The sequence below is a fragment of the Hyphomicrobiales bacterium genome, from assembly GCA_017642935.1.
Lineage (GTDB): Bacteria > Pseudomonadota > Alphaproteobacteria > Rhizobiales > MH13 > MH13.
In genome coordinates, this window is the sequence record JAEPOK010000001.1 from 1,932,383 (window position 1) to 1,948,474 (window position 16,092).

General features: G+C 59.0%; 14 protein-coding genes. 3 read left to right on the plus strand and 11 right to left on the minus strand.

Features of this window, described 5'->3' with window-relative positions:
- Positions 1-23: 23 nt before the first annotated feature.
- Both JJ917_09180 and JJ917_09185 read right to left on the minus strand, forming a co-directional pair.
- On the minus strand, positions 24-1,292 hold the full coding sequence (locus JJ917_09180) for an O-antigen ligase family protein (protein MBO6698991.1): 1,269 nt from the start codon (positions 1,290-1,292) through the stop codon (positions 24-26).
- 90 nt (positions 1,293-1,382) lie between these two features.
- Positions 1,383-2,246 (minus strand): tyrosine-type recombinase/integrase, encoded by an 864-nt coding sequence (locus JJ917_09185; protein MBO6698992.1) that lies wholly within the window; start codon positions 2,244-2,246, stop codon positions 1,383-1,385.
- Between the two features lie 79 nt (positions 2,247-2,325).
- Here JJ917_09185 and JJ917_09190 point away from each other — a divergent pair, with 79 nt between their 5' ends.
- Positions 2,326-2,595, plus strand: coding sequence for a helix-turn-helix transcriptional regulator (locus JJ917_09190; GenBank protein MBO6698993.1), 270 nt, complete (start codon positions 2,326-2,328; stop codon positions 2,593-2,595).
- Between the two features lie 1,018 nt (positions 2,596-3,613).
- The gene (locus JJ917_09195) at positions 3,614-3,859 is read left to right on the plus strand and encodes a hypothetical protein (protein ID MBO6698994.1); all 246 of its coding nucleotides are present in this window, start codon (positions 3,614-3,616) and stop codon (positions 3,857-3,859) included.
- A 97-nt stretch (positions 3,860-3,956) separates the two neighbouring features.
- Here the strand turns inward: JJ917_09195 and JJ917_09200 are convergent, their stop codons facing one another.
- The 5 genes from JJ917_09200 to JJ917_09220 all read right to left on the minus strand — a co-directional run bounded on the left by JJ917_09200 (position 3,957) and on the right by JJ917_09220 (position 9,104).
- On the minus strand, positions 3,957-4,958 hold the full coding sequence (locus JJ917_09200) for an isopenicillin N synthase family oxygenase (GenBank protein MBO6698995.1): 1,002 nt from the start codon (positions 4,956-4,958) through the stop codon (positions 3,957-3,959).
- Between the two features lie 124 nt (positions 4,959-5,082).
- Positions 5,083-6,474, minus strand: a complete 1,392-nt coding sequence (locus JJ917_09205; GenBank protein MBO6698996.1) for an amidohydrolase family protein — start codon at positions 6,472-6,474, stop codon at positions 5,083-5,085.
- A complete protein-coding gene (locus JJ917_09210) occupies positions 6,471-7,229 on the minus strand; it encodes an ABC transporter permease (GenBank protein ID MBO6698997.1) in 759 nt (252 codons plus the stop codon). Before JJ917_09210 ends, JJ917_09205 begins: the two co-directional genes overlap by 4 nt.
- 79 nt (positions 7,230-7,308) lie before the next feature.
- Positions 7,309-8,082 carry an ABC transporter ATP-binding protein gene (locus tag JJ917_09215; protein ID MBO6698998.1) on the minus strand — a complete coding sequence of 258 codons (774 nt, stop codon included), beginning with the start codon at positions 8,080-8,082 and terminating at the stop codon, positions 7,309-7,311.
- Positions 8,083-8,105: 23 nt separating this feature from the next.
- Entirely contained in the window at positions 8,106-9,104 is a 999-nt protein-coding gene (locus JJ917_09220; protein MBO6698999.1) for an ABC transporter substrate-binding protein, read from the minus strand.
- A gap of 458 nt (positions 9,105-9,562) precedes the next feature.
- Between JJ917_09220 and JJ917_09225 the strand changes: the two genes are divergently transcribed.
- Positions 9,563-10,054, plus strand: coding sequence for a nucleoside deaminase (locus JJ917_09225; GenBank protein ID MBO6699000.1), 492 nt, complete (start codon positions 9,563-9,565; stop codon positions 10,052-10,054).
- Positions 10,055-10,063: 9 nt separating this feature from the next.
- Here the strand turns inward: JJ917_09225 and JJ917_09230 are convergent, their stop codons facing one another.
- From JJ917_09230 to JJ917_09245, 4 genes are read right to left on the minus strand one after another with little or no spacing between them, the layout of a single operon-like run.
- Positions 10,064-11,578, minus strand: coding sequence for an aldehyde dehydrogenase family protein (locus JJ917_09230; protein ID MBO6699001.1), 1,515 nt, complete (start codon positions 11,576-11,578; stop codon positions 10,064-10,066).
- Complete coding sequence (locus JJ917_09235) at positions 11,575-12,093, minus strand: (2Fe-2S)-binding protein (GenBank protein ID MBO6699002.1); 519 nt, start codon at positions 12,091-12,093, stop codon at positions 11,575-11,577. The genes JJ917_09230 and JJ917_09235 overlap by 4 nt, the downstream gene beginning before the upstream one ends.
- Positions 12,093-15,218, minus strand: coding sequence for a molybdopterin-dependent oxidoreductase (locus JJ917_09240; GenBank protein ID MBO6699003.1), 3,126 nt, complete (start codon positions 15,216-15,218; stop codon positions 12,093-12,095). The genes JJ917_09235 and JJ917_09240 overlap by 1 nt, the downstream gene beginning before the upstream one ends.
- A complete protein-coding gene (locus JJ917_09245) occupies positions 15,218-16,087 on the minus strand; it encodes an aromatic ring-hydroxylating dioxygenase subunit alpha (GenBank protein MBO6699004.1) in 870 nt (289 codons plus the stop codon). Before JJ917_09245 ends, JJ917_09240 begins: the two co-directional genes overlap by 1 nt.
- Positions 16,088-16,092: the final 5 nt, after the last annotated feature.

The following is a 16,092-nucleotide window of genomic DNA, read 5'->3' on the forward strand; positions in this document are numbered from 1 at the left end:
ATTACACGATCGGCAAGAGCGAATTAAGTGTTGCCGTCTGAGGGATTACGTTGCTTCAACGATACGAAAAGAACGGTCAGTGTCCCCACCAGCGCCCACCACCAATGCTGCCACGCTCCATGACCAACATAAGCTACGCTCCAAACCCCCGCAATGACGGCCACTGCCACTTTCTGATCGTGGCGACGCAAACTTGCCAATTTTTGCATAACAAACCAGATTAAAGCCGATGAAAGCAAAACTCCTACCGAGCCTAGCTCATACCACACTTGGATCGAAAGACTATGCGGGTGCCCATAGGACAGTCCTCGAATGACCGCGGGATCTGAGCCAGCATAGATTTGCGGTGCTGCCTGGGATGCTTGCAGTCCATGGCCAAGTATGGGCGCCGACAGAATTTGTTGTACGTGCGCCCACCAAATCTCGATTCGCACAAAGTAGTAGGGATCACCAAAGAGGCCTTGAGAAAGCGTTTCGCCCATCTCTCTTGGTAGAGCCATGTTTATTGCAATGGCCAAAAGCGGAGCAAAAACATGCAAGACAATGATTGTTGAACCCAAAAGCACAATGGCAATGCGCGAGCTGGTCCAGAAAGTGAACGCGTAGGTCAGCAAGACAACCAAAAATGCTAGCTTGGCCGATTCCGATTGAGAAATCAAAACAGCGCCGCCTATGCAGACAATCAACACGATCCGCAACGAAACTAAAAGATGTTCCGTCGCCCTTAGAAACAGCAGTGGCACAAAGAGTGCCATGCATAGAGCTGCCCGGTTTAACCGATATGGCTCCGTCGAGGCGCCCAGCAGCCCGCGGATGGGGCTACCGAATGACAACTCAAACACAACAAAGGCCAAACCTATCGCCAGCGACAAGAGGAGCGCGCGAGGGAGCCAAACAGGCGCGACATTTGGTCGAGCAACGATGTAACACCCCAAGACAACCATCAGCGTTGCGGCTGTCGTCTGAGCCAACGCTCCCAATCCACGCTCGGGAAGCGGTGACCAAACAAGCGATGACATCGCATAGATAACGCTTGCGATCGTGACCACGGTGATCGGTCGGTTCAGCGATTTTTGCAGCCAGTGCGACGAAGGAAATCGCATTGAACCAGCAGAGCCGGGCTGTGCCAGATAGCTGGCTGCCAGCAATAGCGTCGAAATCGCCAAGAGAACGAAAGCTGAGTTCCGAGAGAGAACCGTCGCTATCGGTGTCGCCAGAAGGGTTAGGAAAGCGGCATTGATCAACACAAGAAAACAGACACCAATCCAATTCGAAAAGTCTCGATCGGTCATTTGTTAATCGAGGGACCCTTTACTTTCAGCATTAGGCAAGCAGTTTGAGGATGGCAACCCGTTGTTCATTTTTGGGTTGCGACCATGCGGTCATCGTTTGAGCGCCGCCTTCTCGCAGTACCGCGCAACGACCTCAACATTCTTCCAACCACCGGCCGTCATTATAGCGACGGTATCGTAGCCTGATATCATCAGGTCCTGCGCCGCGCCAACACGCATCGAGTGGCCACTCAAGCCAGCAACTATGTCCTGGTCCAGGCCAGCCCGCCGCGCAGATGCTTTGACTAGCCGCCTGACGGAGGATGTTTCCATATGTCCCTGACGAAGTTTCCCGGCCACCAGACCTCGAAACAGCGGGCCATCGTCGATACCCGATGTCCGAAGCCACCGATCGATCTTTTCTACCGTCTCGGAGGTGAGACGAGCCAGTCGGCCATCGCCGAAAGGGTCGTTTTTGGAGCGTGGGATATACACGGTCTGGCTTGCCAGATCGATATGATCAACTTTCATCCAACTGAGCTCTGAACTGCGGCAGAGCGTGTCGTAGCCAACGCTGATCAAAGCTGCGTCGCGCAGCCCTGAAAGAGTTTTAGGACAACCGTCAAGGATCGACGCCAAAAGGTCTGCCGTCAGACCAAGCACTTGTTTCGGGCGTCGGCCTTTTGTTCGTGCGGCGCGCCTGATAGACAAATACACCACTGACGTGTCGATGGGTGACGGCAGATCGCACATGCGATGCAGAAACTTGATCGCAGACAGCCGCCTCCGAATGGTTGCGTAGGAATAGCGCGCGATATGCTCGTCAATGAACGCCGCAACAATTTCAGGAGAAGCCGGGACGACCTCCGAGCCTCTTTCAGTGCACCATGCAGAAAATGTATCCAAGTCGCACCGATAGCCGCGCAGCGTGAAATCTGAATACGCGCCAATGCACCTCGCGAAGACGGTGTCCAAGATACTTGTGCATCCATTGGATTGAGTGCCTAATGCCATAGCCCTTTGTGGCGTAAAATACGACATAAGGCAAGGTTGTTTGATTGGTTCAGTTCAAATCCGTGCTGCGCGAGGGCTCCTAGGCATATCCGCCCAAGAGCTCGCCCAAATGGCGAATGTGCCCCATAGGACGGTGCAACGGCTAGAAAGCAGCGACGGCATTCCACCTTCACGTGGCGGTACGCTTGATCGGGTGAGGGAAGCTCTCGAAGCCGCTGGCATCGAGTTTATTGGTGACCCGATCCACTCACCTGGCGTTCGCCTTCGTGGTAACGCGCAAAGCCAACCTGACCCCGAGACAGATGATTAAACCTGCGTGCTGGCGGCAATCAGTATGAACTGAATAGGGCGTATAGATCCTTTTTTGAAGTGGCCGCTGCCTACACGCGAGTGGCAACGCCCATCATCAACGCAAAGCTCTCTTTGTGGTCAATATGGCTTCACGGATTGCCGCTGAAGGATTTCTCATCGACACGACCATCGCAGCGGCTATGCCGCGATCGATAAAGCCTTCACCCCCGCATCCGCCATAGCCTCTTCACAATCTGGTTCTTTACCACAGCACCTCGACCGCGGCTCCTTTCTCGATCTGTAGTTGCAATCAATACGCTCTTGTCCTCTTTGCCGCGTAGCAATCCATTAGGGCGAAGACTATCGCCTTGCAATCATATGCTGATCTGCACACCATCGCTCGCTTGCGAAGGCCGACACTGATCCAAATGCGTCGCGATTGATCAAACCGAGGCAGACGATGGCACCTGTTGATGCCCAACCTTAGTCCACGCCGAACATCAACTGCTGATCATTACATCAACACGCTTTGCAGGCGCTGATGCTCAAATCGATCGCCGCATGATTGAGATGAGACAAGTAGGTCATGATGCAATCGAAGCAGCAATGCATCAAGCGCGCCCACGCGGCGTCGAAGCCCCCCGCTTATTCCCGCCAAATCCCAGCTATTCCCACATAATCCCGCAAATCCCCTCAACGCCCGATAACGCCACGGGTAGGGCAGGTTATTGCTGATTGCATGTGCTTTCGAATCCGTCCGACCATTTATGCAAATTGAGACGAGAAAAGGCGCCTGGCGAGCCAACTTTCAATGATCGATTCTTGTGATTTGACGGAAATGACCGACTGGCACTCCAACTGCTCGCATGCACGTTGGGGCCACCGGGCTAAAGATCAACGGCAGGTCGATTGCGGGCATTGTTCAGCCGGTTGAATGCTCGAGTGCCCAATTCAAATGGACACTTGATCGCACCAGATACGAGACACGCTATCCAGGCACCGAACCTAACGCGGAACGCGACAAGGCTTCGGTGTTCTTGTCCGACCTCAACGCGCAGATTGATGATTGGATGTTTGGTCGTAAGAGCCTTGCCGACAACGCCATTCTACCCTTCGTGCGGCAGTTCGCGTTCATCGACAAAGAGTGGTTTGACGCGCAGCCTTGGCCGTACCTTCCGAACTGGCTGGAACGCTTTTTGGCCTCCCCGCGCTTCGCGGCCATCATGGACAGATATCCAGCCTGGCAAGAGGGCGATGCGGCGACGCTTTTTCCACCGGCCTAACAGGGGCAGATCGGCGCTTGCAGGTTCCATGAGCTAGCAAGCGCCGGTATCGTCTCGACCCATGCCTCCGACAAGCAAAGGCATGGGTTACTGTTTGTTACTTCTTGTCGAAGTTCGCCGACAGGCGCATTTGCATATAGTCGCCGGCCGACATCGGCTCATACTTTTCCTGCGGGCCGACGATCATGGCGTCTTTGTTAGCCTGCGCGAAGAACGCAATGGAGTAGCGTGGGCCGTCATATTCGCCGGGCTTGGGCATGCGCACGCGGTGCAATGTCGACTGCAGCAAATCATCCGACCAGCGCATCAGCATGTCGCCGATGTTGCAGGTGATGATGCCGTCGAGCGGCTCAACCTCCGTCCAGGCCAGCCCGTCCACCTGATCCTTACCCGGTGCGACTTGTAGACCGCCCTGCCCCGTGCGTTGGTGGAGAAGCGTCAAGCAGTTGTAGTCGCTGTGCGCGCCAGCGCGCCAGTATTTGTAATCCTCCTGCGTGGCATCTTTCATCGCCAGATAATGAATGAGCCGCACCGTGGACTGGTAGGTCGGTTTCATCGGGTCATGGGCTGTGGTGAAGAAGTCCGTCGACATGCCAAGCTTGTCGGCGAAGCAGCCCAGGACCTTCATCGCAACACCCCAATTGGCGCGCTCGAATGTGAGCATCGAAGCCTTAAAGCCCGCGAGTTCTTCCGGGGTTGGCCAGAGGCCAAGCTCATCCATGCGCGAAATGGTGACCTGATAGCTTTCCTTTTGGTCAGCGGTGCCGGTTGAGGGCCGCACCTGCGCTTTGTACTCCCAGCCGGAGTTGGTGCCGCGCGCCATGGGGTAGTGCGCCTTGACCTCCTGCGGCAGGTCAAAGAAGGCCTTTGACATCAGAAACACTTCATCGATCAGGTGGATCGGGACGCCGTGATTGACCAATTGGAAGAAGCCCGTGTCGGTCGCGGCTTCCCACAATTGCTCGGTGATCTCGGCTTTGCGAGCATCGAAATCGGTCAGATCAATGCGCGGAACAGAGCGTTCCACTTCAAGACCCACGCCACCGATGGTGGTCTCTTTGTTGAGTTCTTTCAGTGCGTAATCGGCTGCATTGGCCATGTTTGTCTCCATCAGGGTTGAATGATTTGTCCGCCACACGGGCGGGAAAACGTCAAACGGAGCAATGACCTGCGCTCTTCCAAAAACACAGCGCTGCCTGCTTCTACTCCTGATCGTGAACGGGTCAGCAAGCCTCCTTCAGTTTGTGCGCACGGCGCGTTTTGATGGTTTCGACCGCTTTGAAACAGTCATGCGAAAGCTGGTCCATATCGAGGAAGGGCAGTACGCCGTCCACGACCAACGGTTTGCCCTTTACGAACGAATGCCGGACCTGCACTTGGCCACCGGCGACGATGGGGCCAATCAACCGATCATGCTGGCCGAGGTGCCGTGGCGCCGACAGATCAAAGAGTGCGATGTCGGCGTCTTTGCCGACCTCCAATGTTTCGATGCTTTCAAAACCCAGGACCTTGGCACCGCCCGCGGTCGCCCAATGCAGGCAGGTTTCCGCATTGACGGCCTCAACCCCTTTGGTGATCCGGTGGGTGCAGAACGTGGTGTAGAGCGCGGAAATCATGTCGGCGGCTTCATTGGCAGCCGCACCATCCACGCCCAAAGAGACGGTTCCGCCGAGCTTGTGCAGCAGGTCTGCCGGCGCAACGCCAGATCCAAGGCGCGCATTGGCCTGCACACAATGCGCCATGCCCGTTCCGGTTTCGGCGAGCAGTTGCACTTCGCTCTCATCGCAATCGACGAGATGGGCATACCACACGTCAGGCCCCAACCAGTCATGCTCGGCAAGCCAATGGACCGGACGTTTGCCGTAGTGTTCTAGCGTGTAATCCACATAGCCGGTGTTTTCCGACAGGTGGGAATGGAGCCGCACGCCCATAGCGCGGGTGGCCTGGGCGATCTCCTTCAGCTCACCTTCGAGCAGGGAATAGGTCGGCGTCGTCGGCGCAAAGGCGACTTTGATCATCGCGTCCGGCGCCGCGTCATGCCAACGGCTCACATCGGCTTCCACCGCTTTAAGCATGGCATCGAAGCTTTCGGTCGGGAGCGGCACGATGTCGGGGGAGTCGAACGCACGTGCTTTCGTTGCGCCCCCTCGCCCCAGCATGAACCGCACGCCAAAGCGCTGCGCTGTTTCGCAAAGGATCGTCGATGGGTCGAAATCGAAACGGTCTGAATAGAAATAGTGATGGTCGGCGATGGTTGTTGCGCCGGACAAGGCAAGCTCAGCCATGCCGAGCGTCACACCGGCCTGCATCACATCGGCATCGAGCGTATCCCAATAGGAATAGGGCACCAGACGCAGCCAAGGCGTCAGCGGTTCGTTCATGCCTTCGGGCACGCTTTTCAGAACGCTTTGGAAAAGATGGTGGTGGCTGTTCACCAAGCCCGGCGTCACCACGCAGCCTGAGGCATCGACGATTTCCTCGTCAGGCTCTGGCGCCAGATCGCCAATGGCGGTGATCTTACCGTCGTGCACACGGATGGAACCGCTGGCCCTCGCCGCTTCGCCCAGCTGGCCGGTGAGAATGCCTTCGGCGCCTTGGATGAGAAAGTTGGTCACCGCTCATCCTTGGGGATCGACCAGGGGAAGAAGATTCGTTGAACCAACACCACCAGGTTGAAGAGCGTCAGCGACATCAGCACCAGAAACCCAAGCCCTAGCCAGGCCTGGGGCAGTTTGAAGTTGGACGTTGAAAACTGGATGAAAAATCCGAGCCCCTGCGAGGACGCCACAAACTCCGCCACCACGGCGCCAATGACAGCCAGTGTGATGGAGATCTTCAGTCCCGAGAAGATGTAGGGAATCGCGTAGGGAATGCGGATCTGTGTGAACTCGCGCCAGGCCGGCGCCTTGAGGCTCTGGGAAAGTTCGATCAGCTCGCGCGGCGTCGCCATCATGCCCGTGGTCATCGAAACCACCAGCGGGAAGAACGTGATGAGGAACGTAATGGTCACCCGCGGTGCATCGCCCGAGCCAAGGATCACGATGATGATGGGCGCGACGGCCACCACAGGCGTGGATTGGATGACGACGAGTAGCGGATAAAGGCACGCCGACACCACTTTCGACCGGGTGAGCGCAATCGCTACAGGCAGCGCGATGCAGATGGAAATCACATAGCCGATCATGGCGACCCTCAATGTCGCCCAGACGTGATCGAACCAACGGTCGGCAGGCACGGCATCGATTGCTCCGCCGATGCGAGTGGGCGCCGGGAGAATGAAACTCGGGATCGGGAAGATGCGCGTTGCCAACTCCCAGATGACCAGCAGCGCAATGATGGTCAGGCCAGGCAATAGGCCGGGCACCGCCATCATCTGGCGGATTAACGGCACCTTCACAGCGGTCGCAGCCGCGGGCGTATCCGCAGGGGCGACCGCCGCTTTGGAGTCCTCAAGCGGCGCGCTTGAGGAGGAGGCTGCGGAGATATCCTGCAAACTCATGCATCACCTTTGATGTGGTGGTTTCAATGGTGCGGGGGCGATCGAGCGGCACCTTCAAATCTTCAAGAATGGCGCCGGGGCGATCGGTCATCACGATCACGCGGTCGGCAAGCAACACTGCCTCGGCGATGGAGTGCGTGATGAAGAGCACCGTCTTCGGTCGCTCCTGCCAGATACGCAGAAGCTCAAACCCCATGTCTTCGCGGGTCAGCGCATCAAGCGCGGAAAACGGCTCATCCATCAGCAGAATATCGGGATCCATGAGCAAGGCACGGGCGATGCCTACGCGCTGCTGCATGCCACCGGACAGTTCGTTCGGCAGCCGGCTCTCAAACCCTTCCAGCCCGACCATCTTCACAAGATCGACGGCACGTTCGCGGTCCGCCTTAGCGACGAACCCACCGCGATGTTTCAGCGGGAAGAGCACATTGTCGATGGTGTTCGCCCAGGGCAGCAAAGTCGGTTTTTGGAACACGATACCGATATCATCGCGCGGATCAGTGACCGCTAGATCAAAGACCTTCACGCTGCCTGATGTCGGTTTCAGGAGGCCGGACGTCAGGCGCAGGAGCGTGGATTTCCCGCAGCCCGACGGTCCAAGCACCGCAACAAATTCATGCCGTGCGATGCTGGTGGAAACGCCGCGAAGCGCTTCAAGTGGACCGGTGTCCGTGGCGAACACTTGGCCGACATTTTCAAACGCGATCGCGGCGGTATTTGGCATCTGGTCGTGCCTTCGTTCAACTATCAGTTGGTGGGCATGAACGAGCGGTCGACGATCGTCTCCGGGTCGAGCGCCTCAGGGTCAAAACCCTGCGCGGCGGCAACACGTGCCCAGGTGGAGGCGAGACGACCCGGCTCGAAGACGCCCAGTCCATCGGCTTCGGTCACCTCATTGAAGACCAGCAACATGGCATCATTGACGCCGCCTTCGATGGAGGCGAGGTCAAGCTCAGGGACCACAGACACAACGGCTGCGGCCGCTTCAGCCGGGTTTTCCGAGGCGAAGACAACCGAGCGCTGATACGCTTCCAGGAAGCGGCGAGCGACATCGGGGCGTTCGGCCAAGAATGTATCGTTGGCCATCACCGAGGCGGAGTAGAGGTCGAGGCCAGCGGTCGACCAAGGGATCACCACGATGTCCTTGCCAGCCTCTTCTGCCTGGGTGGTGTAGCGGGTAACATCAACAACCCAAGCGATGATTGCATCGGCCTGACCGGTCATAAGGGTCGGTCCAAGCGCACCAGGGTCCATCTTGTTGAGAACAATGTCCTCTTCCGTCATGCCCATGTCGGCCAGGATGAGTGGCAGATAAACGTTGGATGAGGTGAAAGGCGAGGTCGCGATGGTCATGCCGCGCACATCTTCAACCGTCTCAATCCCGTTGCCTTCAAGCGTGTAGAAGGCGTGTGGGCCCTGATTGAAGTAAGACATGACAGCCGTCACCGGCACATCTTCAGTCACTGCCGCCGCCATCAGCGCGCCAAGGCCTGCCGTGCCAATGTCGGAAATGCCGGTGGCCAATTTGGTGACAGCTTCGGAGGAACCGCGCCCCCCTTCGATGGTCACTTCGATACCGGCTTCCTCACAGAAGCCCTGTTCAATGCAGACATAAATGGGAGATTTGTCGCCGCCAGGCAGCCAATCCAACTGGAATGTCACCGCATCCAACGCCTGCGCTGATGTCGCGGTTGCCAATATGGTCATGCCGCCCAAAAGCGCGGCGGAGAGTGATTTAAGGTTCATATCATTTCCTTTCCCAGTCGCACACGCAGTGTGATCCGGCGCCACGCAATGTGTGGCACCGGCGGATCGACCGGATGACGGGGCTTTTCGCAGCATGCGCACGGATAAAGGCGCATCGATTAGCCGGGTGGGAGGAGAGAAGAAACAGCAAGCGGACTCGGCTCCATTGCCGCTTGGCCTGCGACCAAGCGTTGGGTTGGAAGGCCGAGCAATGTCCCGATTTACAGCTCGTCTCTGGCGCATTTTTGCCCGCGAGCTGATCCACCTGACCGCTTCTACTCAATGATGATGAAACCACGGGCGCCGCCGCGCGCGCAGGTGTATCGGGCGCGTGAGCGCCTCAATAGCATTCAAAAGCTGTCGAACTTGCAGACACTTTGCCTGCTAAATAGGCATGCTACGTGAATGCCCACATGCTAAGCAATTGCGATTGCAACACCCATGAGCTGAGTTAATCCATGCCAATTTCACCTGAACGCGATGAAGAACTGATCCGGCACACTATCGAACTAGCCAGGCAATCGCGCGCACGCGGCGACCACCCGTTTGCGGCACTGCTGGCTGATGCTGATGGCAAGATCTTGCTGGAGGCGATGAACACCTGCGGTACCAAGGGCGACGATACCGGTCACGCCGAGCGCAATCTGATGACCGAAGCCTCGATGACCTATGATACCGATTTCCTGCGCACATGCAGTATGTACACGAGCGCTGAACCCTGCGCGATGTGTGCGGGCTCGGTCTATTGGGCAGGCGTTGGCCGCGTGGTGCACGGCATGAGCGAACGCGCGCTGAAGGACCTTATCGGTCCCGATCCTGAAAACCTGACGATGGATCTGCCATGCAAGACTGTTCTCGACTCTGGCCAGCGCAAGGTCGATGTGGTCGGCCCGCTGCTTTCGGAGGAAAGCGCCGTGGTCCATGAAGGCTTCTGGGTGGGGAGCAAGTAAGCCAGGTTGTTATACGATGCTGCACACCGTCTTGGTCTGCAGATAATTGTCCAAGCCTTCGGCATTGTTCTCAACGCCCCAGCCGGACTCTTTCCAGCCACCTTTCGGTAGCTCCGGCGAGAAGTAGGAATGCCCGTTGATCCAAACCGTTCCCGCCTTGATGGCAGCGGACAGTCGATGGGCGTCAGACAGGTTCTGCGTCCAGACGCTGGCCGCCAAGCCGTAGCGCGTGTCATTGGCTTGGCACACGACGTCATCGAGGTCATCAAAAGCGCTCACCGCCGCAACGGGGCCGAACACTTCCTCGCGCATCAAGGCGCTCTCAGCTCTCGGATTGGCGATGACGGCGGGGCGCACAAAGCTGTGGTGCGGGCCATCCAGCTCACCGCCAGTGACAATTGCTGCGCCGTCCTTGGCGGCACCGCTTACATAATCCGCGACCTTGGCGGCGTGGGCGGGGTGAATGAGCGGGCCCATTTGGGTGCCCTGATCAAGCCCATGCCCTAGCTGCATGCTCGTGGCCTTCTCCGCCAATCCGTTGACGAACCGATCAAAGATCGTACGCGCGACATAGATCCGCGATCCGGAAACACAGACCTGCCCGCCATTGGCAAAAACCCCGCGCATGGCGCCGTCCAACGCCGCGTCCAGATCAGCATCCTCAAGAACGATGAAGGGCGACTTGCCGCCGAGCTCAAGCGTCAGTTTTTTCAAATTGCCCGCCGCTGCTTCGATCAATTTGCGGCCCGTCGCGGTTGAACCGGTGAAAGCGAGTTTATCGACATCAGGATGGTTGGCCAGGCGCGCTCCGACCTCATGGCCATAGCCGGTCACGATGTTCACGACGCCAGGTGGCACGCCAGCTTCCAGCAAGAGGTTGCCCAGGTAAAGCGCGGTCAGAGAGGTATCCTCCGCCGGTTTCAAGATCACTGAACACCCCGCCGCCAAGGCAGGGGCAAGCTTCATGGCGGCCATCAACAAAGGCGAGTTCCACGGCGTTATGGCCGCCACGACACCGACAGGTTCGCGTAGCGTGTGCGCTACCACCTGCTTGCCCGGTGGCTGATAGGTGATCGATGGTGTGATTGTCTGACCGGAAATCTTCGTGGCAAACCCCGCGAAATATCGGAACTGCTCAGCGCTCGCAGGTATCTCGGCAAACCGGCTCGTGCCCCAAGTCTTGCCCTGATCCAAGGTCTCCAGTTCTGCAAGGGCATCGGCATGCTGGTCGATGAGTTCGCCGATCTTCCACAGCATCTTGCCACGCGCCGACGGCGTTAGGCTCCGCCAGCGCCCATCTTCAAAAGCGTTTCGGGCGCTTGCCACCGCCTTGTCGGCGTCCACGGCGGATGCTTTTGCGAGATTGGCCAGCGGGTTTAGTGTCGCCGGATCGCAGGTCGCAAAGGTATCGCCACCGGTCGCATCGGTCCACGCGCCATCAATGAGCAACTGCTTGGCACCCTTTGCAAGAAAGGCCTTGGCCTCTTCGGTATCGGCCGTGGTGCGGGTGAAATGTATGGTCATGCGGTTTGGCCAGTCTCACCGTGAGCAGCACGTACCCGCGCCGTCGCATTCAGAGCGCCTCGCACGATGGAATGGTAGCCGGTGCAGCGACAGATGTTTCCCTCAAGCGCCGCAATCACGGCGTCATCATCGGCAGTAGGATTGACCGACAAGAACGACACCAGCGCCACCACGAACCCCGGCGCACAGTAACCGCACTGGAACGCCGACTCTTCGCGCAGGCCCGCTTTCACATGGGCGGCCACCGTCACACGATCGATACCTTCGATGGTGGTCACGGTTTTGCCGTCCACCTGCCAGGCGAAGAGCAGGCAGGCGTTTTGCGCAACGCCATCGACGAGCACGCTACAGGCTCCGCATCGACCGATGGAGCAGCCGATCTTGGTGCCGGTCAAAAACAGTTTTTCCCGCAGCAGATCGGCGAGGCGCATTTCGGCGCCCATGCTCTCTGTGACGGTCGCGCCATTCAGCGTGAAGGACAGTGTGAGCGTATCGAGGGTCGGTCGGTCGAGCATCACGTCTCCATCAGGTTAAGAAGTGTCTCGGGCGACAGCGGCAGATGGTTCGGCCACACGGCATCAGCCCGCAGGCTCAACGCGCGGGCAACTGCGTTGCCGATGGCAGGTGCGGACCCTGTTATGCCAAGCTCGCCGACGCCGCGCGGGCCGTAAGGATCGCTCTCGTCCAACTCATCCAGCGCGTAGGTTGGCATGCATTTCGGCCGGTCCGCCATGGAAGGCATGATGTAAGTGTCGAAGTTACCGGTGACGGCGCGGCCGCCCTCGATCAAAACATGCTCGGTCAGTGTCATGCCCATGCCCTGGCTAGCGGCGCCCTCCATCTGCCCAAGGTAAGACGCAACGTCGAGCACGGGGCCGGAGGCCGAATGCTGGGCCATATCGAGCACGCTCACCATGCCGGTGATGCGATCCACCGCAACGCGCGCCAACGTGACGCCTGAGATGAACAGAAAGCGTGCATTGCCTTCGGCGTAGTCGGATTTGGGGTAGGCGCAGAACTGGCGTTCAACCGGCCTCTCGTCGGGCGTCATTTGGTCTGCCAGTTCGCCAAAGGTAATCAGCGGCTCACCAGAGTTGGAGCCAGTCTCGCCAACGCCACCAGGCACCAGCATTAGCTGGTCGGGCGTGCGTTGCAGATCTGCCGCAGCGCCTTGCAACAAGGCTTGCCTGAAGCCAGGCGCCGTCAGTTGGGCGCCTTTCCACACGATGTACGTGCCGCGCGAGGCGGTGGTGGAGCCACTGTCAGGTGTTGAGCGCGTATCACCATAGACCACCCGGACATCGTCGCGCGCCACGCCAAGCACGTTGGACACCGCCGAGGCAACTGCCGGAACCAGGCCTTGGCCCATCTCATCCAGGCCGTAGCGCGCCTCGATCTTACCATCGGCAGCGAGCGCCAGTTCGATCTCGCCCTCGTCCTCGGGCAACGTGCCAAGCCCATTGCCCTGGTAGCAAAGCGCCATGCCGGTCCCGACCCAGCGTTGCCCATCCGCTGACAGGCCCTGCGGCAGGGTCCAAAGCGGGCTTGCCGACGCGCTGTCGAGCATGGCGGATAGTCGCTCCGTCGGTGCTACCTTTTGACCCAAATACCCAGGCATGCCCGGCTGGCGGATGTTGCGCCGGCGCATGGTCACGGCGTCGATGCCCACCATCTGGGCCAGCCGCTCGATCTGGCTTTCCACCGCAAACGTCATCTCATTACAGCCGAAGCCACGAAACGCGCCGCAGGTGCCATTGTTGGTCGCAACCAGCCGTCCGCGCGCGTCGATGTTGGGCACGATGTAGGGACCGCAGGCGTGCTCCATGGCGGTTTCGATCACGCCTAGGCTGAGGCTCGCATAGGCTCCGCCATCCGCGATGGCATCCACCTGCTGAGCGAGGAGTATGCCGCTTTCATCGCAGGCGGTCTTCATACGTATCTGAAAGGCGTTGCGCTTGGTGCCAGCTTTCACCGACTCTGCGCGCGAGAGCTGCAGCCGCACCGGGCGGTTGGCCTTTATGGCGAGCAGCGCCAGTGCAGGCTGGACCGTCAACTCGTCCTTTCCGCCGAATCCGCCGCCGATGGGGGACGTGACAACCTCGATCTTGTCTTCAGGCAGGTGCAGGATACGCGATAGCTGTGTGCGATCGCGCCCACCGTGCTGGCCGCCCACACGCACCAGGATCCCACCCTCATCAGTCGGCTCGACAACGCCGCCCTCGGTTTCCATAAAGCCATGCATTTGCCGCGGCGTGATGTAGAGGTCTTCAACAATGTGGGTCGCGCTGGCGAACGCCGCATCGACATCGCCGACCTTGTGTTCGACGGTCTTTCGGAGATTGCCGCCCTCATGCAGCACCGGCGCATCCGGCGTCAAAGCCAGGATCGGGTCGCTGACTATTGGCAGCGGCTCGTAGTCGACCTCGATCAAATCAAGTGCCGTCTTGGCGATGTCCTTTGTATCCGCGGCGACGGCGACGATCGGATCGCCCTCATAGCGGACCACGTCGCTGCAAAGCGCGGGCTGATCCTGAATGACGATGCCAAAAGCATTCAACCCCGGAATGTCCTTGTGGGTCACCACGGCGTGGACGCCAGGCAGGGCCTCAGCCTTGCTTGTGTCGATGGAGATCAGTTTGGCATGTGGGTGTGGCGCGCGCAGGATCGCGCCAACCAACATCTCAGTGCTGCGCGCGTCGGTGAGGAAGACCGGCGCGCCGTTGAGCTTATCATCCAAGTCTGCGCGGATATGCCAATCGCCGTTAGCAGCCTCACGCGAAAGCACACGCTCGCCCTGCGGGGCCGAGACTGGTGTCGGCAATCGAGCTACTGTTTGTGTGGTCGGCATCGGCAGACCACGGAGCCCTGCAACAAGGGCTGCTGCGCCAACGCGTTTGCGGTAGGCACCAGTGCGCAGCGCATCATCAGGTGCCTGGATAGCTTGCGCGATCTTGGACGGATCGACGTCGGCACTCGTCCTGCCAGTTAGCAGCTGTTCGATGGCGACTAGCTGTTGGGGAGGTGTCGTGCCGGATCCTGCGGCCAGGCGCAGATCGGCGAAAACACTATCCTGCTGCATCCAGACACCGGCAACGGCGATAACGCCCGGAGTGAAGGCGGCACGCAGCCCGGCCTTGTGCCACAGCCAATGCGGCGATGTTTGCTTGGGAACGTGTACGGCCGCGATGAGTGGATCGCCGCGATTGGCCAAAAAGTCTGCCAAGGGTTGGGTACGTTCACCCCCCTCGCCTACCAGAACCACCTGCGCATCGAGTGCCAGCAGAGCGGGCAACAGGCAACCGACGCCCCAACCGATCTGTCCCCCAAGCGTGCCCATGGTGCGCACTGATGCCCCGGCCACATCACGCGTCGCGCGGGCCAGCAGCGGCAGATGCTCGGCGATGAGAGCGTTCTGTATCAGCGCTGCAAGGGGCGTTAGCGCACCGATGTGGATCGCGTCGGCTTGTTCGCTCACGCCGGTCAGCTCGGAAAGTCTAGATACGTCAACCAGCGTTTTCGGCTTCTTTGCCCCCGCTTCCCAGGTCAGTTGCAGCGCTGTCCCGCCGGCGATGGCTCTGGCACCGGGCTCGGCCAGAGCTTCGACGGCATCGCTTAAGGACAAGGGCCGAACGATTTGCATCAAGCAGCTACCTTCGGCTCGCTGGTGGTGCCGTAGGTCAGACCCTTTTCCTTCAGCCAGCGACGATATGCGACGGACGACCCATCGGCGCGGGTGGGTATCTCATCCTGCGCATGCAGTGGCAAAAGGATCGGGCGCTGGTTCTCCACGATGATCTTGTCTTGCGCAAAGATCACCTGTTCGAACTTCAACAGTGCGGTGTGGCTGCTATCGGGATCGACGAGATACATGACCGGGATCGCCCGGCAAAAATCTTCTTCCATCGGCTGTATGAAGGCGGCAATGGCGTCCAAACGCGACGGGTCCGAGGGGCTAACGCGGTAGAGCATAACCGTGAACGGCGTCGGCACGCGATAGGTCAGTTGCGCAAATGCGCCCTCGCTTCCCGCGGTCACCTGAGGCTGAAAGAAAGTGCAGTTGGTGGCCCAGACCTCATCGACATCGCGGCGGATTTCGAACTCGTATTTGGGTACGTCGGTGTGCGGTTCCGACCCCAAAATGTCGGTATGCACGAACGGGAAATGCGCCATATCGAGGAAATTCTCCACGATCCGCAAACCGGATGCGCGCAGGTTGAACCAGCCGCAGGGGACATAGCGGCGATTGGGCTCTTCGCTCTCGACAATATCGAAGATCGGCGCGCTGGGCTGTCCAAGCGTGGTCCAGAGACAGCCGAATTTTTCCTGTACCGGTAGCTTGGTGCCATACCCATCGGCCTGCACCTCAAACGCTTCGACACATTCCTCTGTGTCGCGCAGAACAATGTCCTGGCCAAGCAGACGGGTACGATAGGGCTTGCTCGTAACCTCGTCGCGCGAGGCCACGGCGTACCATTGGTTCAGCGCAACAGGATCGTTCGTTTTGGCCATCGGCT

Excerpts from the sequence above, each read along its gene's own strand:
- JJ917_09180 (MBO6698991.1), bottom strand. The coding sequence starts at position 1,292 with ATGACCGATCGAGACTTTTCGAATTGGATTGGTGTCTGTTTTCTTGTG.
- JJ917_09200 (MBO6698995.1), bottom strand. The coding sequence starts at position 4,958 with ATGGCCAATGCAGCCGATTACGCACTGAAAGAACTCAACAAAGAGACC.
- JJ917_09210 (MBO6698997.1), bottom strand. The coding sequence starts at position 7,229 with ATGGCGGTGCCCGGCCTATTGCCTGGCCTGACCATCATTGCGCTGCTG.
- JJ917_09215 (MBO6698998.1), bottom strand. The coding sequence starts at position 8,082 with ATGCCAAATACCGCCGCGATCGCGTTTGAAAATGTCGGCCAAGTGTTC.
- JJ917_09220 (MBO6698999.1), bottom strand. The coding sequence starts at position 9,104 with ATGAACCTTAAATCACTCTCCGCCGCGCTTTTGGGCGGCATGACCATA.
- JJ917_09225 (MBO6699000.1), top strand. The coding sequence starts at position 9,563 with ATGCCAATTTCACCTGAACGCGATGAAGAACTGATCCGGCACACTATC.
- JJ917_09230 (MBO6699001.1), bottom strand. The coding sequence starts at position 11,578 with ATGACCATACATTTCACCCGCACCACGGCCGATACCGAAGAGGCCAAG.
- JJ917_09235 (MBO6699002.1), bottom strand. The coding sequence starts at position 12,093 with ATGCTCGACCGACCGACCCTCGATACGCTCACACTGTCCTTCACGCTG.
- JJ917_09240 (MBO6699003.1), bottom strand. The coding sequence starts at position 15,218 with ATGCAAATCGTTCGGCCCTTGTCCTTAAGCGATGCCGTCGAAGCTCTG.
- JJ917_09245 (MBO6699004.1), bottom strand. The coding sequence starts at position 16,087 with ATGGCCAAAACGAACGATCCTGTTGCGCTGAACCAATGGTACGCCGTG.